This window comes from Aeromonas sp. EERV15 (genome assembly GCF_900079845.1).
Classification (GTDB): domain Bacteria; phylum Pseudomonadota; class Gammaproteobacteria; order Enterobacterales; family Aeromonadaceae; genus Aeromonas; species Aeromonas sobria.
The window spans coordinates 1-23,798 of sequence record NZ_FKKY02000017.1 but is presented as its reverse complement, the minus strand read 5'-3'; the positions used below and the strand labels follow the sequence as shown (position 1 = coordinate 23,798).

17 protein-coding genes and 1 pseudogene are annotated in these 23,798 nt (G+C 57.8%); 10 read left to right on the top strand and 8 right to left on the bottom strand.

The window, feature by feature from the left end; genetic code table 11:
* Positions 1-18: 18 nt before the first annotated feature.
* From BN4575_RS15030 to BN4575_RS15005, 6 genes are all read left to right on the top strand, one after another.
* Positions 19-1,530 (top strand): BatD family protein, encoded by a 1,512-nt coding sequence (locus BN4575_RS15030; RefSeq protein WP_068978798.1) that lies wholly within the window; start codon positions 19-21, stop codon positions 1,528-1,530.
* 13 nt (positions 1,531-1,543) lie between these two features.
* Positions 1,544-2,143 (top strand): sigma-70 family RNA polymerase sigma factor, encoded by a 600-nt coding sequence (locus BN4575_RS15025; RefSeq protein ID WP_068978797.1) that lies wholly within the window; start codon positions 1,544-1,546, stop codon positions 2,141-2,143.
* Positions 2,136-2,909 (top strand): DUF3379 family protein, encoded by a 774-nt coding sequence (locus BN4575_RS15020; RefSeq protein WP_068978796.1) that lies wholly within the window; start codon positions 2,136-2,138, stop codon positions 2,907-2,909. Before BN4575_RS15025 ends, BN4575_RS15020 begins: the two co-directional genes overlap by 8 nt.
* Positions 2,910-3,295: 386 nt before the next feature.
* Positions 3,296-4,615 carry an outer membrane protein transport protein gene (locus BN4575_RS15015; RefSeq protein WP_068978795.1) on the top strand — a complete coding sequence of 440 codons (1,320 nt, stop codon included), beginning with the start codon at positions 3,296-3,298 and terminating at the stop codon, positions 4,613-4,615.
* Positions 4,616-4,867: 252 nt separating this feature from the next.
* A complete protein-coding gene (locus tag BN4575_RS15010; RefSeq protein ID WP_068978794.1) occupies positions 4,868-6,136 on the top strand; it encodes an OmpP1/FadL family transporter in 1,269 nt (422 codons plus the stop codon).
* Between the two features lie 116 nt (positions 6,137-6,252).
* Positions 6,253-7,479 carry an EAL and HDOD domain-containing protein gene (locus tag BN4575_RS15005; protein ID WP_042023860.1) on the top strand — a complete coding sequence of 409 codons (1,227 nt, stop codon included), beginning with the start codon at positions 6,253-6,255 and terminating at the stop codon, positions 7,477-7,479.
* Here the strand turns inward: BN4575_RS15005 and BN4575_RS15000 are convergent.
* A complete protein-coding gene (locus tag BN4575_RS15000) occupies positions 7,472-8,635 on the bottom strand; it encodes a thiolase family protein (protein ID WP_068978793.1) in 1,164 nt (387 codons plus the stop codon). The genes BN4575_RS15005 and BN4575_RS15000 overlap by 8 nt on opposite strands.
* A 121-nt stretch (positions 8,636-8,756) precedes the next feature.
* Here BN4575_RS15000 and BN4575_RS14995 point away from each other — a divergent pair, with 121 nt between their 5' ends.
* Entirely contained in the window at positions 8,757-9,152 is a 396-nt protein-coding gene (locus tag BN4575_RS14995; RefSeq protein ID WP_042023864.1) for a MerR family transcriptional regulator, read from the top strand.
* Positions 9,153-9,276: 124 nt separating this feature from the next.
* Here BN4575_RS14995 and rplY read toward each other — a convergent pair whose 3' ends face one another.
* The 5 genes from rplY to BN4575_RS14970 all read right to left on the bottom strand — a co-directional run bounded on the left by rplY (position 9,277) and on the right by BN4575_RS14970 (position 16,591).
* Positions 9,277-9,564, bottom strand: a complete 288-nt coding sequence (gene rplY, locus BN4575_RS14990; RefSeq protein ID WP_042023867.1) for a 50S ribosomal protein L25 — start codon at positions 9,562-9,564, stop codon at positions 9,277-9,279.
* 113 nt (positions 9,565-9,677) lie between these two features.
* A complete protein-coding gene (locus BN4575_RS14985; protein ID WP_068978792.1) occupies positions 9,678-10,523 on the bottom strand; it encodes a hypothetical protein in 846 nt (281 codons plus the stop codon).
* Between the two features lie 92 nt (positions 10,524-10,615).
* Positions 10,616-14,527 (bottom strand): ATP-dependent RNA helicase HrpA, encoded by a 3,912-nt coding sequence (gene hrpA / locus BN4575_RS14980; RefSeq protein WP_068978791.1) that lies wholly within the window; start codon positions 14,525-14,527, stop codon positions 10,616-10,618.
* A gap of 241 nt (positions 14,528-14,768) precedes the next feature.
* Complete coding sequence (locus BN4575_RS14975) at positions 14,769-15,191, bottom strand: CBS domain-containing protein (protein WP_068978790.1); 423 nt, start codon at positions 15,189-15,191, stop codon at positions 14,769-14,771.
* Positions 15,192-15,307: 116 nt separating this feature from the next.
* Positions 15,308-16,591, bottom strand: coding sequence for an HD-GYP domain-containing protein (locus tag BN4575_RS14970; protein WP_256028981.1), 1,284 nt, complete (start codon positions 16,589-16,591; stop codon positions 15,308-15,310).
* Positions 16,592-17,030: 439 nt separating this feature from the next.
* On the opposite strand from BN4575_RS14970, the gene BN4575_RS14965 reads away from it, so the two are divergent.
* Together BN4575_RS14965 and asd are read left to right on the top strand one after the other, a co-directional pair.
* Positions 17,031-18,332 (top strand): D-amino acid dehydrogenase, encoded by a 1,302-nt coding sequence (locus tag BN4575_RS14965; protein WP_368664540.1) that lies wholly within the window; start codon positions 17,031-17,033, stop codon positions 18,330-18,332.
* A 314-nt stretch (positions 18,333-18,646) separates the two neighbouring features.
* On the top strand, positions 18,647-19,759 hold the full coding sequence (gene asd, locus BN4575_RS14960; protein WP_005345266.1) for an aspartate-semialdehyde dehydrogenase: 1,113 nt from the start codon (positions 18,647-18,649) through the stop codon (positions 19,757-19,759).
* 123 nt (positions 19,760-19,882) lie between these two features.
* Here the strand turns inward: asd and BN4575_RS14955 are convergent.
* Together BN4575_RS14955 and BN4575_RS14950 are read right to left on the bottom strand one after the other, a co-directional pair.
* Positions 19,883-20,113, bottom strand: a pseudogene (locus BN4575_RS14955) (formate dehydrogenase accessory sulfurtransferase FdhD); the annotation flags it as partial.
* A 236-nt stretch (positions 20,114-20,349) separates the two neighbouring features.
* Entirely contained in the window at positions 20,350-21,063 is a 714-nt protein-coding gene (locus BN4575_RS14950) for a TetR/AcrR family transcriptional regulator (protein WP_176716442.1), read from the bottom strand.
* Between the two features lie 225 nt (positions 21,064-21,288).
* Here BN4575_RS14950 and BN4575_RS14945 point away from each other — a divergent pair, with 225 nt between their 5' ends.
* Positions 21,289-23,229, top strand: coding sequence for an amidohydrolase (locus BN4575_RS14945; RefSeq protein ID WP_068978786.1), 1,941 nt, complete (start codon positions 21,289-21,291; stop codon positions 23,227-23,229).
* Positions 23,230-23,798 lie beyond the last annotated feature (569 nt).

Here is a 23,798-nt window from a genome sequence, read left to right as displayed (position 1 = left end):
CGGGCAGGATGGGGACTGTTGCTCGCACTGGCGAGTCCGCTTGGCTGGGCCCTGCCCCCCCGGGCAGAGCTGCTGCCGGGGGCCGACCCCAGCGATTGGCTGCTGATCATCGAAGCGGATGGCGAGCGCCAGAGCAGCGAGCTGGAGATCACCCCCCTACTGCGCCAGTTTGCGGTGGGCAGAGTGACCATGAGCCGGGTCACCACCCCGGTACAACAACTGACTCGCTGGCAGATCCCGCTGCACCAGAGCGGTTCACCTGCGAATACAGGGGTGGTGATTGCCCCGCTCAAACTGGGAAATGAGTTCACCCCTTCGCTCACCCTGCCCATACGTCAGGCGAGTGCAGCGGCACTGCCGCAGCCCGCCCCCCCCTCGCCCCTCGAGATGCAAGCCAGCCTTGACCATCAGGGCCCGCTCTATCCCGGCCAGCCGGTGATCTACCGCCTGACCCTCTGGCTGCCCATCAGCATGCAAAACCCGGGACTGAGCGAGCTTAGCTCAACCCACTTCACCATCCGTCGCCTCGGCAGTGATGAGTGGATCGCCCCCGCTCAGGCTGGCTTGCCCGGCAGGCTCACCCGCAGCTGGCTCGTTCAGGCAAAAGCACCGGGGCTCTGGCATATCGACTCCCCCCGCTTGCAAGGCCAGCTGATACAGCAAGGGAGCAACCCACAGCGACTCTCAGCCAGGGCAGCCCCTCTTGCGATACGGGTAGACAAGGCCCCCGCCACTGCGGTGGCATCCCGCCTCACCCTGACACAACGACTGGAACCCGGCACCACCGCAGAGGTGGGGGAACCGCTGATCCGGATCCTGACCCTGACCATGGAAAATGGCGATGGCAGCCAACTCCAGCTTGCCCAGCTGATGGCTCATCAGCTGCCAACCGGGGTGCAGGCCCATCCCGATGGCGAGCAGCAACAGGAACGCTATCGCGAGGGAACACTGCTGTTTGAACGGGAGTGGCGTCAAACTCTGGTCGCAGAGAACAGCGGCAAGTATCAGCTCCCCCCCATTGCGGTGCCCTGGTTCAGCACCCAAAGTGGCCGGATTGAGCAGGCCAGTCTGCCCGCTATCGACCTGACTGTCCTCGCGACGGCTCGCCCACAGCCAGACAGTCAGCCGCCACAGATCCCTAGACCAGAGAGCCTCTGGTGGGTGCTGCTAGCGCTAGCCCTTCGTGCCGTGCAGCGCCACGGACCACGCTGGTGCGCCTTCTATCAACTACAACGGGCACTGGCCCGGCGTCAACCAGAGGCAAGCCGCAAGGCGCTGATCCACTGGGCTACCTTGCGCTGGCAGGTTCCCTATTATCAATTAGGCCAGTTGCCCGGCGCTGGGCATAATCGGAGCAGCAACGCGCTCGGCGAACTCGAGCGAGCCTGTTTTTCACCGCCCTCTTCTGGCGAGCCCATCGAGTGGTGCGCTCTGGCGCATACCCTCAGGGCTCATGAAACCGCTGGTATTGCGCACCTGATTTCCCTGCTGGCGTACAGGGGTTCCCGCTCCCGCCGCCACGCCCCTTGACAAGGATTGCCCCATGGCTCTGCTGTTTTTTAGCAAAAAACGCGCTCAACAGCATATGGGTGGAAATGATCCGGCCACTGCGCCGGTCTCTACTCCTATGGCTGACAAACAAACCAAATTTGAAGCACTGGTCCATGCGCTGCACGGGGATCTCTACCGGTATGGCTACTGGCTGACCCGGGATCCCAGCGTGGCGGAAGATCTGGTGCAAGAGACCTTCCTGCGCGCCTGGAAGGCGATCGACACCCTGCAGGATGACAAGGCGGCCAAGGGGTGGTTGATCACCATTCTCAGACGGGAGAACGCCCGCCGCTTTGAACGCAAGCAGTTCGATTTGGTCGATCTCGATGATTTCCCGCAAAGTGATCCTGACGCCTTACACTGCGAACAGGAGATGGAAAACGAATGGCTGCGCCGTCACATCACCCGCCTGCCAGAGGAGTATCAAGAACCACTCCTGCTGCAAGTCGTAGGGGGATTCAGTGGTGAGGAGATCGCCAGGATGCTCGGCCTGAACAAAAACACTGTCATGACCAGACTGTTTCGCGCCCGCAACCAGATCAAGGAGGCGATGGAACAGAAAAAACAAGCAAGAGGACACGGACATGGATGAACTCGAATTTCGCCGCAACGCCATGATCCAGCCCAATGATCAGCAACCAGACTTTCTCGAGACTGCCGATGCCAGCCAAGCCAATCGCCACTACCTTGACGAGATGAAGCAGTTTGACAGAACCCTCAAGGGTGCCATGCAGGTAGATGTGCCCGCTGGACTGGCCGAGCGGATCCTGCTCAGGCAAGCCATGCTGCAAGATACGCCCGATGACAATATTCATCCCCTGAACAGCGCCAAAACATTCGCCAGCGATCGGACGCCGTCCCCCTGGCGCCAGATCGCCATGGCTGCATCGGTGGCCTTCTTGTTGGGGATGAGCACTCGCTGGATCAGCCTGCCAGAAGCGCCCCCCACCGCCCAATCCCTCGCACAAGTGGCCATGGCCCATGTCTATGAGGAAGCGCCCTTTATCCAGGGAACGGATGAGAGGGTCAACTTGCACAGCATCAACAGCAAGATGGAAAAATACGGGGCAACCCTGAGCGAGATGAATGGACTTAACGTCACCTATGCCAATCACTGCTCGTTTTATCAAGGACCAGCCTTACACATGGTGATCCAGGGGAAGATGGGGCCCATTACCCTGTTTTTGGTGCCCAAACATGTGCCCCTCACCCTGCAACAGGCCAGCTTTGAAGATGGCACCCTCAAAGGGGAAATCGTCCAACTCAAAGGGGCCAACATGGTGCTGATTGGCGAGATGAAAGAGTCCCTCGAACCTGTTGCCACGGCACTGCAGTCACGCCTGCACTGGGCCATTTAACAAAGCTTGACAGCCCATGAATGACAGGTGGCGGTGGTAAGCCGCTGCCTGTTATCTCCCCTTACGCCCCTTTACCGCTGATTTGCCTCAAAATTTCGAAAAATCAGTAAAATTATTTTTGTGACCCGGATCGGTTATCTCGGTCAATAATCCCCCGTTACCCCTTGAAAGTGATGAATTAAACAGCAAGTTAAAACAAATGATTAACACAGTAGTCACTTTTATGTATTCTGCTGTCACTGGTCTGATTTCTTACCTCCTACCAGATCCATAGAATCGAACCAGAATTGACAAGAAGAAGCTGAAATAAAAACGGATTTTGCCGTGATCTGCACCGGACGTGCAGCCTTCATTGGCAAAAAAATCTGCCTACAAGAGAGAACTCCATGACGACAACTATTTTCAAGAAGAGCCTGATTGCCGCCACCATCGCACTGGCCACTGGTCAAGTCCATGCTGCGGCATTCCAGTTGAACGAGCACTCAGCCTCCGGTCTGGGTCGCGCCTATGCAGGCGAAGCAGCCATCGCCGATAACGCCTCCGTGCTGGCCCGTAACCCGGCAGCCATGACCACCTTCGACAAGATGGCGGTCTCCGTCTCCGGCACCTATATCAAGCCGGATGTGGATGTTGAAGGCAAAACCAGCGGTAACCTCACACGACCCAATGGGGCTACTATTCCAAACGTTTTTAATAGTGATGCTTCTGCTTCTGGCATCGCACCAGCAGCGTTTGTTCCAGCCTCTTACTTTATTCAACCGTTAAATGACCAGTGGGCCTGGGGCATAGGTCTCTTCTCCAACTACGGCTTGTCGACCGAATATGACAAAAACTTTGCCGCAGGCTCAGGTGCAGGCGATACCTCTCTCACTACCTTCAATATCAACCCCAATATCGCCTACCGGGTAAATGAGCAATTCAGCATCGGTGCAGGTATTAACGCGGTTTATGGTGCAGCTGAACTTAATCGTTTTGCGGGCGTGCTTGGCAAACCAACAGGTACTCCAGCGGACACATCCATAGCGCATCTTAAAGGCGATACTTGGGGCTTTGGCTGGAACGTTGGCACACTCTACGAAATAAACGAAAACAACCGTTTGGCGCTCACTTACCGTTCACAAGTTGATATGAGCTTTGATGGTGACTTCCAAGGAACAACATCAAATAACAAAGTTGTTGATGGCAACTTGAAGCTCGACCTTCCTGCACAAGCTGAATTTGCCGGTTATCACCGTTTGAACCAGCAATTTGCAGTTCACTACTCTGTCAACTGGACAGACTGGAGCGCGTTCCAAGAGCTAAATGCAACAAGTGCCGGCTGTAACTCTCCAGGTAAGCCAGGTGTATGCCTCTATAAACCAGAAAAATTCAAAGACTCTACTCGTTATTCTCTGGGTGGAACCTGGTTTATTAACCCTTCTTGGGAAGCACGTCTGGGCTTCGCTTATGACAAGACTCCGATTGAAGCAGAATATCGTAGCTTGAGTATTCCGGACTCGGATCGTATCTGGTACAGCGCTGGCGCTACCTACCATATCAACCCGGACATGAGCGTTGACTTTGGCATGACCTATATCGATGGAAAAACCGTTGATGTCAACGAAGGCTTGGTATCACATGATGGCACTGTCAACAATCCACGCTGGCAGGGAACTTCCCATGGCGATGCTTACCTGGCATCCATTGGTCTCAACATGAAGTTCTGATTATTGATAGAATGGAAAGAGCGCCGCCAGGCGCTCTTTTTTTATCCGCAAAACCCATTTCAGCGCACATATGTAGCACACACGTGTTTATTTTTCTTTTTCAATCAAGCTATTAGAGTGCCTCATCCCAGCATTAAATCTTGTTTTATCCAGATACCGGCCATTACCGTTGCCTTACTGGTCATACCATATAAAATCCTGCCTCCATTCATATGACCTATTGAACCTTCGGGTAACAGCAAGGATTTTGCCATGCATCCCATCATCAAACCGTCCGCAATCGCCCTGCTGGTGATCGCGGGTCAGACCCATGCCGCCGGGTTCCAGCTGGCTGAACAGTCCGCTACAGGTCTGGGACGCGCCTTTGCCGGTGAAGCCGCCATCGCGGATAACGCCAGCGTGCTCTCCCGTAATGCGGCTGCCATGACCCGCTTCGATCAGATGGCGCTGTCTGGCGGTGCCATCTATGTCAGTCCTGACGTCAATATTGAAGGCAACACCCGCTTGCCGACAAAAACCGGCATCGTCACTTCCGATGCAAGTGCACACGATATCGCCGCCGCGGCCTGGGTTCCCAACGCCTATCTCATCATTCCACTCAATGAGCAGTGGCGCCTAGGCTTCTCTGCCACGTCCTACTACGGTCTTGGCGTCAAGATGCCGGATAACTACAGCGCCGGCCACTTTGGCAATGTCTCTGATATCAAGACCATGGATCTGGGTACCTCACTCGCCTATCGCATTAATGAGATGTGGTCGGTGGGGGCCGGAATTTCGGCCATTCAGGGCGAAGGCGAAGTCGGCGGCACCTTCCCCTCTCGCAACCTGATCGCAAAACATCTGCAAGGGGATGGCTGGGCATGGGGCTGGAATGTTAGCACTTTGCTGGAGTTGTCCGAGCAGACCCGGATCGGCCTCTCCTACCGTCACGATATCACTTTGACGCTCTCGGGGAACGCTATTGTAGGCCGGCCCAATGCTGACGGCTCCGTTACCGAGCTCAGAGATACCGGCAGTCTGGATCTACCATTGCCCGCGACGGCAGAATTGGCGGCTTTCCATCAGCTGACTGACAAGCTGGCTCTCCACGGCAGTCTGAACTGGACCAACTGGAGCAAATTCGTTCAGTTAGAAGCTGATCTTAACAATTTGCAGAGCATGCACATCAAGGATGAGCACTGGGAAGATAGCTGGCGCTATGCCGTCGGTATGACCTATCAGGTCACGCCCAAGTGGCAACTACGATCCGGTGTGGCCTATGACGCAAGTCCGGTGCCAGCCGATCGTCGTACCATCTCCATACCTGATGCCGATCGGCTCTGGTACAGCCTGGGGATGGGATATCAGTTCACACCCAACCTGACCGTGGATCTGGGGCTGACCCTGATCGATGGCAAAAAGGTGGATGTCACTGAAAAAATGGAGCTGCAACCGGGTAATCCGCTGACGACCTCCACCTTCCAGGGCACTTCCGAAGGGGATGCCTGGCTGGCTGGTGCACAATTGAGCTATCTCTTCTAAATTCCTTCCCTGCAGAAAAACACTATGCCAATTATTGCCTTACTCCATATGGTGAGCACTGGCATAGTGTTCTGCTACACCATAAACTCAACCCAGTACCCATACTGGAGCAAGGCATGTATTCCTACGTAGCAAGACAGCCAATCCTCGATAGAGACCTCAATACCTATGCCTATGAACTGCTCTTTCGCGATAGCCTGAATAACGTCTTCCCTGGTATCTCCTCCCAGCAGGCTACTTCGCGTCTGGTGGTCGAACAATTCCTGCAACAGAACATCGATCAACTGCTGGGTGGCCTGCCCTGCTTTATCAACTTCCCTCACTCACTGCTGTTAGAGGGCTTGGCAGAGTGCCTGCCGCCCGAAAAAGTAGTGATCGAAATTCTGGAAGACTCGCCGCCGGATGATGCGTTGCTGGAAAAGGTGAAACAGCTGCACAAACTGGGTTATCAGCTGGCGCTCGATGACTTCACCATGTCGCCAGATTGGGAGCGTTTTCTCCCCTTTATCCATATCATCAAGTTTGATTTGCGTGCCACGTCGTTGATGATGATCAAGGTGTTTATCCAGCGTCATACGTCACTTGGATTGACCTATCTGGCAGAAAAAGTAGAGGATAAGGCCGAGTTCGAACGGGTCAAAAATATGGGGATCCAGCTGTTCCAGGGCTTTTTCTTTAGCCGCCCAGAAATGGTCAAGCAAGCCACCATGGCACCAGCCCAGGTCGTGGTAATGCAGTTGCTCAATGTGGTCAACGAAACCGAGCTGGACTTTAACCGGATTGAGCAGTTATTGAGCCAGGATGTGTCGCTCTCCCTCAAGCTGCTACGCTACGTCAACCACCTCAAAGGACAGAGCAACCCTATCTCCTCGTTTCGCCAAGCAGCCATCTACCTCGGCAATACCCAACTAAAACGTTTTGTTTCGCTGATCGCTACCACCAGTGCAGGTAAGGGCAAGAGCGCCGAGCTCTACCAGATGTCGCTGATCAGAGCTCGTTTCTGCGAGCTGCTCGCCCATGCCCATGCCCCGGCCCAGCAGTCACAACAAGCCTTTATTACCGGCCTTTTCTCTTTGCTGGATGTGTTGATGGAACAACCCATGGACAAGCTACTGGGGACTATCCCCTTAGTCGAAGATATCCGGCTGGCATTGCTGAAACGCCAAGGCAACCTCGGTTTTTATCTCGCATTTTGTGAAGATTATGAAAATGCCAACTGGTCGCGGGTCACCGCCAAGACAGCACAGTTAGGGCTCAATGAGGACAAGGTGAGTCACCTCTACCTGACGGCAACCGCCTGGGTCAATGAACAGTGGCACGCGATAACTGCCCCGGTTAAATGACTTCGACCGCGATGGCGGTCGCCTCCCCGCCACCGATACAGAGCGTAGCCACCCCCCGGCGCAAGCCCTCTTGTCTCAACGCAGTGATCAGCGTCACCAGAATCCGCGCGCCGCTCGCCCCCAGCGGATGACCCAGCGCACAAGCCCCGCCATGCACATTGACCTTGTGATGAGGAATGCCACACCCGCTCATGGCCAGCATGGTGACCATGGCAAAGGCCTCGTTGATCTCGAACAGATCCACCTCGTCCACCGACCAGGCCAGCCGTTCAAGCAAGCGTGATATTGCGCCGATAGGTGCAGAGGTAAACTCGGCGGGCAACGCTGCATGGCTCTGATAACCGACAATCCGTGCCAGCACCGGTATCTGCCACGCGCGCGCGGTGGCGCCATCCATCAAGATCAGTGCCGCAGCGCCATCCGAGATCGAGCTTGAATTGGCAGCGGTGATGGTTCCGCCCTGGCCAAACGCAGGTTTCAGGGTAGGTATTTTATCCGGTCGCCCCTTGCCCGGCTGCTCATCTTCGGCCAGCAACAGCCGGCCATCGCGATAACACGGCGCCAGCTCCATGGCAAAAGAGCCAGCTTGCTGCGCCTGACGAGCCCGTTGCAACGATGCCAGAGCAAACGCATCCATGGCACTGCGGGTCAGCCCGGCATGATCCGCACTGTGCTGGGCATGTACGCCCATCAGCTGGCCATCATAGGCATCCTGGAGGCCATCAAGAAACAGGTGGTCCAGCACCTGTTGATGACCCATCCGAAAGCCGCTGCGGGCATTCTCCAGCAGATAGGGGGCTCGGCTCATGCTCTCCATTCCGCCCGCCACCACCACCCGGTTATCTCCCAGACGAATGGAGTCTGCCGCCAGCATCACCGCCTTCATGCCTGAACCGCACACCTTGTTGACCGTGGTGGCGGGTACACTATCAGGCAGCCCCGCCTTCAACAGCGCCTGTCTGGCAGGTGCTTGGCCCATCCCTGCAGCCAGCACGTTACCCATGAACCCTTCATCGATCTGTGCAGGATCAAGCCCGCTTTGAGTCAGTGCCGCCGCAATGGCGCAAGCGCCCAACTCAGGGGCCGTCATCGCTGCCAATGCCCCCTGAAATGCCCCCATGGGGGTACGCTTTGCCGCCACAATCACAATATCCATCTGCGAATCCCTCCTTGTTACATGGCAATAACATAGGCGGTCTGGCGCGATGGAACAAGAGTTGCAGTGCCGTTTACGTTTAGGTAAGGTGCCCATCAGGAACGTTCGCCAAGAAGCCTGTATGAACAAAAGCAAGGATGATAAACGGCGCTACAGCATCAGTGAGCTGGCCCGGGAATTTGATATTACAACGCGCAGCATTCGCTTCTATGAAGATCAGGGTCTGCTGGATCCAGGCAGAGAGGGTCAGACCCGGATCTACAGCAAGCAGGATCGGGTACGTCTCAAGCTCACCTTGCGTGGCAAACGGCTTGGTTTCAGTCTGGCGGAGATCCGCGAATTGTTTGATCTCTACGATGCCGACAAGAGCAGCCGCAGCCAGCTGCAGACCATGCTGGGGCTGGTCGCAGAGAAGCGGGAGACACTGCAACAGCAGATGGAAGATATCAGGATGGTACTGCTGGAACTGGATGCAGCCGAACAGCGTTGCCAGCAAGCACTCGGTCAATTGAGATAGCCTGGATCAACTAGCACCACCCGGCACCTCATGCTTCGGGTCGCTGTTAGCTGGCTTTATGAAATACCAGATAGCAAAAAGCCACTCCTGAGAGTGGCTTTTTCTTCAACTGAATAGCTCGCGATTAAACGCGAACGAAGTCCAGGTGAACCAGCTTGTAACGTACAGGGTGACGCTGGATAGCTTTCACTTTTACGTTAACTTCTTCGCCATTGATAACCATGGTCAGTACAGACTCATAAAATTCCGGCTTCTCTTGAGCCAGAACAATTTTCTTGTGGTCAACAGCAATTGACAGTGCTTCTTTACCAGCACCGTAGATGATGGCAGGAACTTGGTCAGCGTGACGCAGGCGGCGGCTCGCACCTTTCCCCAGGTCAGTACGGACTTCAGCTTGGAATACGAAAGACATAGTGTGTATCTCTTTTAAGATGAATTTATGGTGTTGACTGCGACCGGTCAACACCTCGCAAAACGAGCGCGAATACTACCACGGGCTAAATAGGGATACAAGGCAGATGCCCCTTACCTCCGCTGCCCCTGCTCCAGGCGGGCAAATTGCTGCTGGCGCTGGGCCGCACTCAAAGCATCAAACTGCGCCAGTGTCTCGGCGCGAGGGCAATAAAGTCCATCCCCCGTCCTGACGTTGATGCTGTTACCGAGCCGCCCTTGATTTTCGGCTACCAGCGCCAGCAAATAGCTATAGGTATCCGCCCCCCGGGCACTGGATAACTGGTTGGCAATGCGCCATAGGGTCTCACCCGCGGCGACCTGATGGCACACCGTATGCTGCGTACCCGCTGCCGGAGCAGAGAGGGTGAGCATGGTATCGCGGCTCACTGATGACTCAGCCACGCTACTGGACAGCATTCCCGCTGCACGCGGCGTCAGCCCAAGCTTTGCCAGCAGGGGTTCGTTGTTGTCCGCGGGAATGGGCATATCAGTGCCGCCAAACGCCCCTTGGGGGATATGAAACTCGGCGATAAAAGGGGTCACAGACTGCGCAGTATCAACATCAACCGGTGAACGACTCCCCTGCGGCATCACGGCAACGGCCTGGCCAGACGCGACCCCATAGGCCATCTCATCGATACGCCGCAGCCTTGCCAGATAGGTTTTAGAAAGCTGTGCCTCCCCTTCGAACAGATCAAAGGGGGGCACTAGTCTGGCAGGAAACAGGATCTGCCAGCGACCCTGTTTCTGCTTTTGAGCCAAAGGCGGAAACTGATTGCCCCGCCAGGCAACAAACATCGCAGGCGGGGTACGCGCCAATGGGTAGTATTCCGGGTTTAATTGCACCCATGTATGTTCCGCAATGGGTTGATAGCCGCTGATCATCACCTGTGCGACCCCTAACCAGATCCCCAGCATCCTTGCCTCCTGACCCCCAGAGGAAGGGAACCGCTACACAGCAGCCCCTTCTCATTCTCTATATCACGCTGTTAAAACAGACAGATAGCAGCTTAGCACTGGGCGATGGCGTTAAGCACCCGTTTATCTGACACCGGATAGGGGGTCCCCAGATTCTGGGCAAAAAATGACACCCGCAGCTCCTCGATCATCCAGCGGATATTGGCCACCTCGGTCGGTACCAGCTGGGATTTGGGGATCTTGGCCAACAGCCCCTTGTAATCGCTTTCCACGCTCTGCACCTTGAGCATGTAGACCCGATCCCGGTTGGGGTCGATAGCCAACTTCTCCATGCGCCGCTCAATGGCACGCAAGTAACGCAACAAGTCCGGCAGCCGCTGCCAGCCGGTCTCGGTCACAAAGCCTTTATGGATCAGTTTGTCGAGCTGGAGCTGAATATCTGACATGGCGAACGCGGTATCGAGCTGCATCTTGCCCTTGAGCCGCTTCTTGATCTCATGGGAGAGTGTCAGCACCGCCTCTACCTGCTTGGCCACCTCCACCACCGCATCGTTGAGCTCGGCCCGGACAAACTCTTTGAGCCCCTCAAAACCGGCCTCATCCCATGCCAATCCACCATGCTGGGCGATCAGCTTGTCGCAACCACAGGCAATACAGTCATCGATCAGTTCGGCCACCTTGCCAAACGGATTGAAGTAGAGCCCCAGCTTGGCCTTGTTGGGCAGCTTCTCTTGCAGGTACTTGATGGGAGAAGGCACGTTGAGCAGCACCAGCCGGCGCTGACCCGCCCACATCAGCTGCTGCTGGGCCACCGGACTTTCCACCAGCTGAATGGAGACCGAGTCTTTCTCATCCACCAGCGCCGGATAAGCCTTCACTTCGAAACCGCCCCGCTTCTGGCTGTACTCCTGCGGCAACTCGCCAAAGCTCCAAAGGGTCAGGCCGGATTGTTCGATATCGTCATCCGCCACTTGCGACAAGGTCTCCTGCACCTTGCCACGCAGGGATTCTTTCAGCGCGTCCAGATCTTTCCCTTCCGCCACCTGCTTGTGCTTGTCATCCACTACCCGGAAGGTGAGCTTCAGGTGATCGGGCACCGCAGCCCAGTCCCAGGATTCGCGAGGCACTGTGACACCTGTCATCCGCCGCAGCTGGCGCTCCATCTCGTCCAACAGCGGCCCCTGCTCGGGATTAAGGCTGGCCAGCAGCGCATCGGCATAGTTGGGCGCCGGTACGAAGTTTTTGCGCATCGGCTTTGGCATCGACTTGATCAGCGCGACCAACAGCTCATGACGCAAGCCCGGAATAAGCCACTCGAACCCCTGCACGTCTACCTGATTCAGTAGCGGCAACGGAATATGCAGGGTGACGCCATCGGCCGCCTCCCCCGGTTCAAACTGATAGCTCAACTTGAGCTTGAGCCGCCCCTGCTGCCAGAAGTTGGGATAATCAAGATCACTGATGTGGGCCGCATCCCCCTTCATCAACATCTCTTTTTCAAAGTTGAGCAGTTCGGGATCCTGCTTGTGGGCCTCCTTCCACCATTTGTCGAAGTGGCGACTTGATATCACCTCCTCGGGCAAACGGGCATCATAGAAGCGGAACAGGTCCTCATCATCCACCAGAATGTCGCGGCGACGGGATTTGTGCTCCAGCGCTTCCACCTCGGCCAGCAACTTGCGGTTTTCGCCAAAGAAGCGGTGACGGGTCTCGAAATCTCCCTCCACCAGCGCGCGGCGGATAAACAGCTCACGGCACAGGGCAGGATCCAGGGTGCTGAAGTTGATGGTCCGCTCATTGACCAGGGTCAGACCGTAGAGGGTGACCTTCTCTTTGGCCATCACGGCACCATTTTTCTTCGACCAATGGGGGTCACTGTGGTGCAATTTAATCAGATGCGCTGCCAGCGGCTCCACCCATTCGGGTTCGATCTTGGCGTTGACCCGGGCGTAGAGCCGTGAGGTCTCCACCAATTCTGCGGCCATCACCCACTTGGGCGGCTTCTTGAACAGACCCGACGCCGGGAAGAGGTGGAAACGGCCGTTGCGCGCGCCGAGAAACTCTGGTTTTTCCAGATCCTTGTTACCGATATGGCTGAGCAACCCGGTCAACAGCGCGCAGTGCACCGTCTTGAAGTCTGCCGGTTCATGGTTGGCTTTAAAACCGAGCTCTTTTACCGTCTGGCGCAACTGGAAGTGGATATCCTGCCATTCGCGTACCCGCAGGGAGGAGAGAAACTCCTTCTGACACATCCGGCGGAACGGGTTGCTGCCCAGTAGATCCTGCTGCTCTTTGAGGTAGTTCCACAGATTGACGAAGGCGAGAAAATCCGAGTCTTTGTCTTCAAAGCGTCGGTGCTGCTCGTCGGCGGCCTGCTTTTTCTCCATCGGCCGCTCGCGAGGGTCCTGGATACTGAGACCGGCGGTGATCACCATCACCTCACTCAAACAACCGGTTTGCGCTGCGGTGATCACCATCTTCGCCAGACGGGGATCCAGGGGAATGCGCGACAGCTGACGACCGGTATCGGTCAGTTGCAGTTTGGCTTCCAGCTCCTGCCCTTGTGATTCACGGGCCGGCAGTTCACGTACCGCCCCCAGCTCTTTGAGCAGCGTCAGGCCATCTTTGATGTGCCGCGACTCCGGTGGCTCAACGAAGGGAAAGGCTTCCATATTGCCAAGCCCCAGCGCCAGCATCTGCAAGATGACCGACGCCAGGTTGGTACGCAGGATCTCGGGATCGGTAAAGGCCGGACGGCCGTTGAAATCCTCCTCCGAGTAAAGCCGGATACAGATACCGTCCGCCACCCGGCCACAACGCCCTTTACGCTGGTTGGCACTGGCCTGAGAGACCGCCTCGATAGGCAGACGCTGCACCTTGGTGCGCCAGGAGTAGCGGCTGATCCGGGCAGTACCCGGATCGATGACATAGCGGATGCCCGGCACTGTCAGTGAGGTCTCTGCCACGTTGGTGGCGAGCACGATACGCCGTCCTGCATGCTGCTGGAACACCTTGTTCTGCTCGGCGTTGGAGAGACGGGCGTAGAGCGGCAACACCTCGGTATCGCGCAGATTGAGCTTGCGCAAGGCATCGGCGGTATCACGGATCTCCCGCTCGCCGTTCATGAAGATCAGGATGTCCCCCAGCCCTTCACGGGCCAGCTCTTCTACCGCGTCGAAGATCCCCTGCAGCTCGTCGCGCTCCTCCAACCCTTCACTTTTATCACTGGCAAGGGGGCGATAACGTACATCAACGGGATAAGTCCTGCCGGAGACCTCGATCACCGGCGCCTTGTTGAAATGGCGAGAGAAACGCTGCGGATCGATAGTGGCCGAAGTGATGATCACCTTGAGATCGGGGCGCCGTGGCAACAGTTGCTTGAGGTAACCCAGAATGAAGTCGATGTTGAGGCTGCGCTCGTGCGCTTCATCGATGATGATGGTGTCGTACTGGGTGAGCATCCGGTCATTCTGGATCTCTGCCAGCAAAATACCGTCTGTCATCAGCTTGATGTGGGTCTGCTCGCTCACCTGATCGGTAAAGCGCACCTTGTAACCCACATATTGACCCAGCTCGGACTCCATCTCCTCGGCAATACGCGCAGCCACGGTTCGGGCCGCCAGGCGTCGCGGCTGAGTGTGGCCGATAAAGCCCTTCACCCCGCGCCCGAGGGCCAGACAAATCTTGGGGATCTGGGTGGTTTTGCCCGAACCGGTTTCCCCGGCGATGATCACCACCTGATGTTCACTGATCGCTTTGGCGATCTCCCCCTGCTTCTGGCTAACCGGCAGGTTGGCTGGATAGGTGACCTTGGGTACACCGGCCAGACGCGACTGATAGCGCGCTTGCGCGGCATCCAGATCAGCGGCAATGGTCTCAAGCACAGCAGTCTGCTTAGCCTCCGGCAGTTTCTTGACCCCGTGCAGACGGCTGGAGAGACGACGGGCGTCGAGGTTCATGCAGGCGGAAAGACGGCGGCGCAGCGCCTCGATAGAGAGAGACAAGGTACAAATTCCTTAAATGAGAGCCCGACAAGGGGCCATATCGATGAGCTGCGGCAGATCCTAAAGAGCGAGTGACACAGGTGCAAGCCCTAACATCATGCAAGCCAAGCAGCCGGGAGGCGCCACTGATGATCAGCGCACGAATTGGAACATTTTGCGTGATGATACATCATCGCTAATTGATGCCCCAACATAGTCAAAGCAGGCCGAAGCCTGCTTTGGGGAAGAGAATATCTGGGGATCAGCCGTGGGAATGGTGGACAAAACAACTGGTAAGCTGGGCGTGAATGGCCTGCATCACGTTGTGACGATTGATCACCCCGATCAGCCGTCCATCCTGCACCACCGGATAGATCTTCGGCTTTTGCCCCATCATCATCTCTGCCAGCGCCAGAATGCTGGTATCAGGTCCGACCGTCAGCACCTCGTTGCGCATCACATCCTTGACCTGCGCTATTTGCTCGCAGTGATAGGCCTCCTTGAGCATCACAGCAATACAATCCTGCTCCGAGATCCAGCCGATCAAATGCCCTTTCTCATCCACCACCGGGCCGCCCAATTGATGACTGTTCAAAAATTTTTCGACCGCAGACTGCACCATCATGTCGGCAGTGAAGGTAATGGGCCTGCTTTGCATATAATCTTGGGCTTTTAGCGATTCCATATCGACTCCCCTATTGTGGTCAGTAACGCTGGCCTCATGCGCTTATTCCGGCAAGCGCTATGCACAGCTTATTGCAAGCATAGTTGGCTCGCGGTCAGGTGTGCGCCACCTGCACGTTAGTGGTCATATAAATCAACCGCTTTGGCAACCGGAATGGCCGCCTGCATCATGGCTGGCAGATTATCAGCGAGGACCGCAACCACTGCAGGATCGACTCGCCCCTGACCTGCCAGTTGCATCATAAAGGCAAGCACCTCACCGGTGGGCAGACCGCGCCGATAAGGCCGGTCCTGCACCATCGCCTGAAAAATATCCGCTACCCGTAAAATGCGCGCCTCCAATGCCATAGCAGAGGCGGGCAGATGGAATGGGTAGCCCTCTCCATCAGGCTCTTCGTGGTGATAGGCAGCCCAACAGGCGATCTCTTCAAATCCCTCGATATGGCGCAAGATCTGGTAAGTTTCGAAGCTGTGGGTATTGATAACGGCACGCTCGGCCCCCGTCAGACGACCGGGTTTATCCAAAATTTCGTCCGGCACCCTGAGCTTGCCCAGATCGTGCAATAACCCCGCGATTTCGAGCATGTCGCAATGAGTCGTACTGACCCCCATATCCTCGGCTAGCAAACGTGACACACGGGCAACCCCTAGGGAGTGAGCCATGGTAAAGGGGCTCTTGGCATCAACAATGCCGGAAAAGATCCGCGCCAGCGCTTTCAGTTCTCCATTGGAGGTCAAGCAAGGTTCCCGCTCCCGCAACATTTCCAACATGTAATCATTGATGGCTCTCGCTTCCAGTTGCAGCCAGAACGCTTCCGCACGGGAGGTGTCCAAAAAGGCATCCACCAGCTCAGGGGCAAAAAACTCGCCGCTACATGACTGCAATTTTGCGCGAATGTCACTGGTATGCAGCAACAGTGTGCCATCACCATAATAGGGTGCTGCCAGCGCATCACAGCGATCCACCAGAAAGATAAGATTCGCCTGAAGAGCGACCTTGGCATCGACTTCACGCAGCTTGCACAGCTGATGCCAGTGGGTGTGATGATAACGGATGGGCAGAGCCAGAGGTGCCAGCGGTCGAAAGTCCTTGAGTAGTTGATATCCCACCTCACAGTGGCGCTGGGACGACTCCCAATCGAACTCGCTAACAAGGTGATGGTGAGTAATAGTCGAGGAGACACCGATGTCGTGCAGCACCCCTAGCTCGAACAACAAGCAGCGTTCAACATCATCCATTCCCAAGTTACGGCTACATTCTGCAGCCATGATCCCGACCCGCTTACCATGAGCCACATCACCGATCCCCACCAAATCGAGTGACGCCGACAGGGCATACACCACCTGCCGAAGATCTACCTGCAACGAAATTGTGCTCGTCCCTGCATGCTCATTGTTCATGTTCCACATCCCATGCGGTGCTATTTTCTACGTTATGCTGAATAGAATGAGTCGATTTACACGCTCTTAAATATTAAGTTAGTCAACAAAAGCCGCTTTTACCTCATAGCCCCGATAAAGCAGGCACTGTCACCACAACGTGTTGGAAGACCAGTCTGCAATCGACTTGGGGACCACCATCAAAATACACCCGCCTGCCAATACCTTGCTTCGCTATGCTGCCGTTGCCAGACTTGCCTCCCCGCCCTGCTGGCAGTGATTTCCCCACGCTCCAGCAAATGACATACCACAGGCCCCTTGGCCAGATTAAGTCACACACAACATGTAACTGGGGCATCGCCCTTTTAGCACCACAAACACCATCCAGTTCGATAGCGGCAGATGAAGATCCCAATCCTGTGCAGAGCGGTTGAATATCCTGTGGCGTCTGATTAAGGTGGTGGCCACATCAGAACATCAGTCAAGGAAAGACGATATGGAGATAGTGGTTCTCGGTGGCGGCGTAATTGGGGTAACCAGCGCCTGGTATCTGGCCAAAGCGGGTCACAAAGTAACCCTGCTGGAGCGACAAGGTGGCGTCGCCCTTGAAACCAGCCATGCCAACGCCGGGCAGATATCCCCGGGTTATGCGGCACCCTGGGCGGCCCCCGGCATCCCCCTCAAGGCCGCCAAGTGGATGCTGCAAAAGCATGCCCCCTTCACGGTGCGCCCCACCGCCGACCCCTTCCAGCTGCGCTGGATGCTGAGGATGCTCGCCAACTGCACCCCGACCGCCTATGCCACCAACAAGGGCCGCATGGTGCGCCTCGCCGAATACAGCCGCGACTGCATGAAGGTGCTGCGCGACGAGCTGAGCATCGATTACGAAGGGCGCCAGCTCGGCACCCTGCAGCTGTTTCGCAGCCAATCCCAGCTCGATGCCAGCCAACGCGATATCGAGGTGCTGGAGGCGTATGGCGTCCCCTACCAATCCCTCGATGCCAGCGGCTGCGAAGCGGCAGAGCCTGCGCTGGCGCGGGTGCGCGGCAAAATCGTCGGCGGCTTGCGTCTGCCTGGCGACGAGACCGGCGACTGCTTCCGCTTCACCAAGGCCCTTGCCCTTGAAGCAGAGAAGCTCGGGGTCAAGTTCGTCTTCAACTGCGACATCGACGAGATTGAGCAAGTCCGCGGCCGCGCCGTGGCGGTGCGGGCGGGCGAGCAGCGCTATCGCGCCGATGCCATCGTCTGTGCGCTCGGCAGCTATGCCACCGGTTTTCTACGGCCGCTGCTGCGCCCGCTCGGGCTCGAGCTGCCGGTCTATCCGGTCAAGGGCTACTCCCTCACCCTGCCGATGATCAACGCAGACGCAGCCCCGCGCAGCACAGTTCTCGATGAAACCTACAAGGTGGCTATCACCCGTTTTGACGAGAGGATCCGGGTCGGCGGCATGGCGGAACTGTCGGGCTACAACCTCGCCCTTAACCCAAGGCGCCACGACACCCTGGCGATGGTGGTCAGCGATCTCTTCCCCGAGGGGGGCGATATCAGTCAGGCCGAGTTCTGGACCGGGCTGCGCCCCATGACGCCGGACGGCACCCCGCTGGTGGGGCCGAGCCCCATTCCCGGCCTCTGGCTCAATACCGGCCATGGCACATTGGGCTGGACCATGGCGGCCGGTTCGGGTCAGCTGTTGTGCGATCTCATCAGCGGCAGCGAGCCCGCCATTAGCGATGAGGGGCTGACCCTCGCCCGTTACGGATAAACGCGAGACGAGTGACGCCAGCCGCTTTATTGACAGGCCACCGCCATAACCGGTGGCCTTTTCATCTGATGTTGACCTCTCCCCCACCCGCCTGTCGCAGCTACGCTGTCCCTGCCGGTTAATGCAGCAAACGACACAGAATATTGTGCAATTCGACTTGCGCAAGCCGTCACAATCCGTAATGTGGATAGACGCATTTTTCGCAGCGCATATTTTTTAAATGGCCTGTAAACCGCTTGTAAACAGGCGTCGCCAGACAAGGGGTTACGGGTGTCATCGCGAGTTTCTTTAGCAGCAATCCAGGGTAGGACAATATGAAAAAAGTAGGTTTGGTCGGTTGGCGTGGCATGGTGGGATCGGTTCTGATGAGCCGGATGCAGGAAGAGCAGGATTTCGCCCATATTCAACCCACATTCTTCACCACCTCCCAGGCCGGTGAGGCCGCTCCCAACTTCGGCGTCGATGCCGGTACTCTGCAGGACGCCTTCGATATCGAGGCGCTGGCCAAGCAGGATATCATCATCACCGCGCAAGGCGGCGACTACACCAAGGATGTCTATCCGCGCCTGAAAGCCGCTGGCTGGCAGGGCTACTGGATTGACGCCGCCTCCTCCCTGCGGATGGAGAAAGACGCCGTCATCATTCTGGATCCGGTCAACGGCGACGTGATTGAGCAGGCCCTGAACGATGGCATCAAGACCTTCGTTGGCGGCAACTGCACCGTCAGCCTGATGCTGCTGGCCCTCGGCGGCCTGTTCAAGGCCGATCTGGTGGAGTGGGTCAGCGTGGCCACCTATCAGGCCGCTTCCGGTGGCGGTGCCCGCCATATGCGCGAGCTGGTCACCCAGATGGGCATGCTGCGTGACGAAGTGGCGGTCGAGCTGGCAGACCCAGCCTCCGCCATCCTCGATATCGAGCGCAAGATCACCGAGAAGACCCGCTCCGGCACCCTGCCGGTGGACAACTTCGGCGTACCGCTGGCCGGTGGCCTCATTCCCTGGATCGACACCAAGCTCGACAACGGCCAGAGCCGCGAGGAGTGGAAGGGTCAGGCCGAGACCAACAAGATTTTGGGTATCGAAAACGCCGTCATTCCGGTGGATGGTCTGTGTGTGCGGATCGGCGCCCTGCGCTGCCACAGCCAGGCCTTCACCATCAAGCTGAAAAAGGATGTGCCGCTGGCGGAGATCGAAGCGCTGCTGGCTGCCCACAACGACTGGGTGAAAGTGATCCCCAACGATCGCGACATCACCGCCCGCGAGCTGACTCCGGCTGCCGTTACCGGCACCCTCAGCATTCCGGTCGGCCGTCTGCGCAAGCTCAATATGGGCCCTGAGTATCTGGCCGCCTTTACCGTGGGTGACCAGCTGCTGTGGGGCGCAGCCGAGCCGCTGCGCCGCATGCTGCGTATCCTGCTGGCGCGCTAATCCGCCACAGAAGCAGATACAAAAAGGGCGGGGAGTCACACTCCCCGCCCTTTTTCTTTATTTCATTTTGCCTGCCCTCTTTGCCCGTGGAGTAGGCCCGTGGCCTTGCCCTCTCTCTAGCCGTCACTTAAGCAAAATGCGCTGACAACCGCTGTAGATCTCGGCACGCCTGGGGCGGCAAAAAACCACCAGGGTGAGGCCGGTCTGCTCGGCCCGCTCGACCGCGAGCTCGGTGGCAGCAGAGATGGCAAGCAGGATCTCGACCCTGGCGCTGGCGCACTTTTGCACCATCTCGAAGCTGGCGCGGCTGGTCACCAGAATGGCACAGTCCCGCCGGCCGCTACGGCACAGATAGCGGAAGAATGTGGACAGCGATCTTTTAGTAGTAGAGGTCGCTTCTAAAGCGCTTGTTCTTGATCATGGAGAGCAGATCGCAGTTGGTGGCAACCAACCAGCCGCACATCCACCGCGATGGGGTTGCTGTCAAAAAGATGGGTGTCCCAGATTTCCCACCTCGCAGAGATATCTTGCCAGATAGATGCCAGCCGATCAGGGCAAAGAGCGCCTGCCCGCACACCTTGCGGTGCCTGTTATGGCGCCCCCTTGGCCTGCGCCGCTGTGCCTAGCAGCAGGGCTGGCCTTGCCTGCCACACCCGCTCGGGGTCGGGCTCGACAATGGCGGCGGCGATCAGCTGCTCGCTCCAGTGGCGGTGCAGCAGCCACATCTGCTGGCCGAGATCCCCGTCGGCCCGGGTGCACTGCTTGGTGACATCGGCGGTGCGATAGAAGTAGCGCACCAGAGTCGTGAGCTCGGGCTCCGGCCAGCGGCAACCAAAATCGCGCAGCAGGGATGACCAGAAGTCAATCTGACCCCGCTCGTGCTGCTGCTCCAGCGCATGCAGCTCGGGGATCAAATCCATCGCATGCCAGAGGGCTCCATAGCCGACAAAGCGGCGCTCCAGCTCCTCCAGCGCCTCGTCGAGCAGCACCAGCGCCTGCGGCCAGCTGGTCGCCTGCAGCCGGATCGCCTGCTGCGCCTCGCAGACTGCCGCCAGCCACCCCATGGCGAGGCGGCCGATGATCGCCTCCTTGTTGGGATAGAGGTGATAGAGCGACTTGATCCCCACCCCCGCCCGATCGGCGATGGCATTGGTATTGAGGGCGGCAAAACCCTGCTCCTGCAACAGGCTCAGGGTCGCCTCCTCGATGCGGCTGGCCACCGCCTGACTGCGCTGCTGTTTGGGTTGGCGGCGCATGGCAACCCCTTGAGGTAACGGCCCCTCGGTCACTGACTCCTCTGACATCACTCCTCCCTGTTGTTGGCCCATCGGCAGGCGGTCTGGTTGTGCATCCTTGTGCATCAGCAAAGCGGGCACTGCGCCCCGCTCGCCACCGACTGATGTGACATGGTAAACAAAACGTTAAATATTTGCAGCGATTGCTGGCATTTTTTGACCAAGCAACCATAAAGAGATCGCGCAATGTGCAGTAAACACTGCACTAAATACGACTCTCAAGGAGATCACCGCATGGATTGCAAGGCACCACATCACGCCCGTTCCCGCACATGTTTGCTGCTCGTCCCGCTGCTGGCCGCCACGCTGGCGGGTTGCCAACAGGGGCAGCCGCCCACCGCTGCACGCACTCTTTATCTCAACGGCAAGATCCACACCCAGGATGGTCAGCGGCAGGTGGCAGAGGCCATGGTGGTGAGCGGCGACCAGTTCCTCTATGTCGGCAACCGGCAGGGGGCCGAGGCGCTCAGCACCCCCGACACCCAGGTGGTCGACTTGCAGGGCAAGATGGTGCTGCCGGGGCTGCACGACAACCATATCCACCTGCTGGGCACGGTGGCGCTCGATATGTGCGATCTCGACGGCAAGCCGGTCGATCTCGGCGAGCTGGCAGCCAAGGTGAAGCGCTGCCTGCCCCGCTACGCCCCCAAGGCTGGCGACTGGCTGGTGATCAACCAGTGGTCTCCCTACGAGGGCAACGCCCCCACCGCCGCTTATAAAACCGTGCTGGCGGCCCTCGATGCCGCCGCCCCCGACAACCCGGTGGTGCTGGCCGGGGTCGATGGCCACGCCAGCGCCTACAACTCGCGGGCACTGGCACAGGCCACCGACCAGAGCGGCAAACAGGTTGGCTTCACCGCCGCCACCCTGGCGCCGGGCGGCCTCTTTGCCCCCTTCAAACCCTATGTGGATCTCGATAGCGGCGTTATTCGCGAGGGGGCTCGCAGCGCCATCCCCTCCCCCGATAGCGGCCTGCTCAGCGCCCACGACGAACAGGCAGCGAACCAGTATCGCCAGATCCTGCCCGCCGTCTCGACCCTGATGGCCTCGCGCGGCATCACCAGCATTCAGGATGCCTGCGCCACCGACTCTATCCGCGATCGCCTGCGGGAGATGGAAGATAAGGGGCTGCTCAATATGCGGGTCACCGCCGCCACCTGTTTTCACGAGGATGACTACAGCGGCAAGCTCGATATCGGCGGCCATCTGGCCAAGGCGAACCGGGTGCGCGACCAGTTCGCCAGCGATCCGCTGATCAAGGCCGATGCGGTCAAGATCTTCCTCGACGGGGTACTGGAAGGGGATCCCTTCAGCACGCCCCCCTTCCTGCCCAACGCTGGCATGCTGACCAACTACCAGACCCCCCACCTCGCTGCGGATCAGGATGGCGAGCAGGTCACCATCACCGCCAACAGCGAGGATGCCGGCAGCAAGGGGCTGGTCAACTACCGCGCCGCCGATCTGAACCGCTACGTGCGGGCGCTCGACAAGGCGGGCTTTAGCATCCATATGCACAGCATCGGCGATCGCACCACCCGCATGGCCCTCGATGCGCTGGAGGCGGCCCGCGCCAGCAACGGCGATCACGGCACTCCTCATACCCTCGCCCATCTGCAGGTGGTGCATCCGGACGATCAGCAGCGGCTCGGCCAGCTTGGCCTCTACCTCACCTTCACCTACGCCTGGACCAACCCCCAGCCCGAATATGACATGCTGGTCACCCCCTTTATCCAGCCGACCCGCAAGGGGCAATCCCTGCACGAGGCGATGTACGATCCCAAGGGGTATCTCAAGCAGGCGCTCTATCCGGTGGCCAGCTCGCGCAAGGCGGGCGCCATTCTGGTGGCCGGCAGCGATGCGCCGGTCGACAGCCGCGATCCACGCCCCTTCGCCAATATGGCCGCCGGGGTCAACCATGCCCCCCAGAGCGGCGATGACTTTCGGGCGAGCCAGCGCATCACCCTCGACCAGATGCTGGATGCCTATACCATCAACGGCGCCCGCGCGGTGCGCCAGCAGGCTATCAGCGGCTCCATCGAAGCGGGCAAATCGGCCGACTTTATCGTGCTCGACCAGGATCTCTACCAGCTGGTTGACACTGGTAAGCCGGAGCAGATCGCTGACACCAACGTCACCCGCACCGTCTTTCGCGGGCAGACGGTCTTTAGCCAATAGGGCTCAGGCGATATGGCGAGTGTGAGCATTTCGTCAGCGGCGAGCTAAGCGCATATGCCGCCAGCCCGGTACCTTGTAAAAGCAAAATGCCGACCTTTGGGTCGGCATTTTGACTTCGGGGAGTGATAGCCAGAGCTGATAGGGAGGAAAGCTGCGCAAGGGCCAATGGCCGGAAGTTCACCCGCTTCGGCTTGGCCCTTTAATCCAAATCGGAGGGGCATTGGCAACCAGCGTGGTTAGCTAGCTTTCCCAAGCGGCGGCAGGATTGATCCACCAGCGCAACAGTATTGGACACCTTAGTTGCAGCAGCGTGACAATCTTGAGCTATTCAATTCTGGCTATGGCTGTGGCTGTGGCTGTGGCTGTGGAATACTAACCCCCCATCGTCCGAACAGGTTTCGCTATTCGACCCCACGGGTTGTCACTCAGGGCGATAGCTTAATGAATCGCCCCCAGTTCCCTAGACACCTCGCAGCCTTAAAATGAGGCAACTATTGGAGGTGTTATGACCCGTCAGCGTTATCCAGAAACATTCAAAATCGAAGCGGTTAAACAAATCACCGAGCGCG

Excerpts from the sequence above, each read along its gene's own strand:
- BN4575_RS15025 (WP_068978797.1), top strand. The coding sequence starts at position 1,544 with ATGGCTCTGCTGTTTTTTAGCAAAAAACGCGCTCAACAGCATATGGGT.
- BN4575_RS15020 (WP_068978796.1), top strand. The coding sequence starts at position 2,136 with ATGGATGAACTCGAATTTCGCCGCAACGCCATGATCCAGCCCAATGAT.
- BN4575_RS15015 (WP_068978795.1), top strand. The coding sequence starts at position 3,296 with ATGACGACAACTATTTTCAAGAAGAGCCTGATTGCCGCCACCATCGCA.
- BN4575_RS15010 (WP_068978794.1), top strand. The coding sequence starts at position 4,868 with ATGCATCCCATCATCAAACCGTCCGCAATCGCCCTGCTGGTGATCGCG.
- BN4575_RS15005 (WP_042023860.1), top strand. The coding sequence starts at position 6,253 with ATGTATTCCTACGTAGCAAGACAGCCAATCCTCGATAGAGACCTCAAT.
- BN4575_RS15000 (WP_068978793.1), bottom strand. The coding sequence starts at position 8,635 with ATGGATATTGTGATTGTGGCGGCAAAGCGTACCCCCATGGGGGCATTT.
- BN4575_RS14995 (WP_042023864.1), top strand. The coding sequence starts at position 8,757 with ATGAACAAAAGCAAGGATGATAAACGGCGCTACAGCATCAGTGAGCTG.
- rplY (WP_042023867.1), bottom strand. The coding sequence starts at position 9,564 with ATGTCTTTCGTATTCCAAGCTGAAGTCCGTACTGACCTGGGGAAAGGT.
- BN4575_RS14985 (WP_068978792.1), bottom strand. The coding sequence starts at position 10,523 with ATGCTGGGGATCTGGTTAGGGGTCGCACAGGTGATGATCAGCGGCTAT.
- BN4575_RS14975 (WP_068978790.1), bottom strand. The coding sequence starts at position 15,191 with ATGGAATCGCTAAAAGCCCAAGATTATATGCAAAGCAGGCCCATTACC.
- BN4575_RS14970 (WP_256028981.1), bottom strand. The coding sequence starts at position 16,591 with ATGAACAATGAGCATGCAGGGACGAGCACAATTTCGTTGCAGGTAGAT.
- asd (WP_005345266.1), top strand. The coding sequence starts at position 18,647 with ATGAAAAAAGTAGGTTTGGTCGGTTGGCGTGGCATGGTGGGATCGGTT.
- BN4575_RS14950 (WP_176716442.1), bottom strand. The coding sequence starts at position 21,063 with ATGTCAGAGGAGTCAGTGACCGAGGGGCCGTTACCTCAAGGGGTTGCC.
- BN4575_RS14945 (WP_068978786.1), top strand. The coding sequence starts at position 21,289 with ATGGATTGCAAGGCACCACATCACGCCCGTTCCCGCACATGTTTGCTG.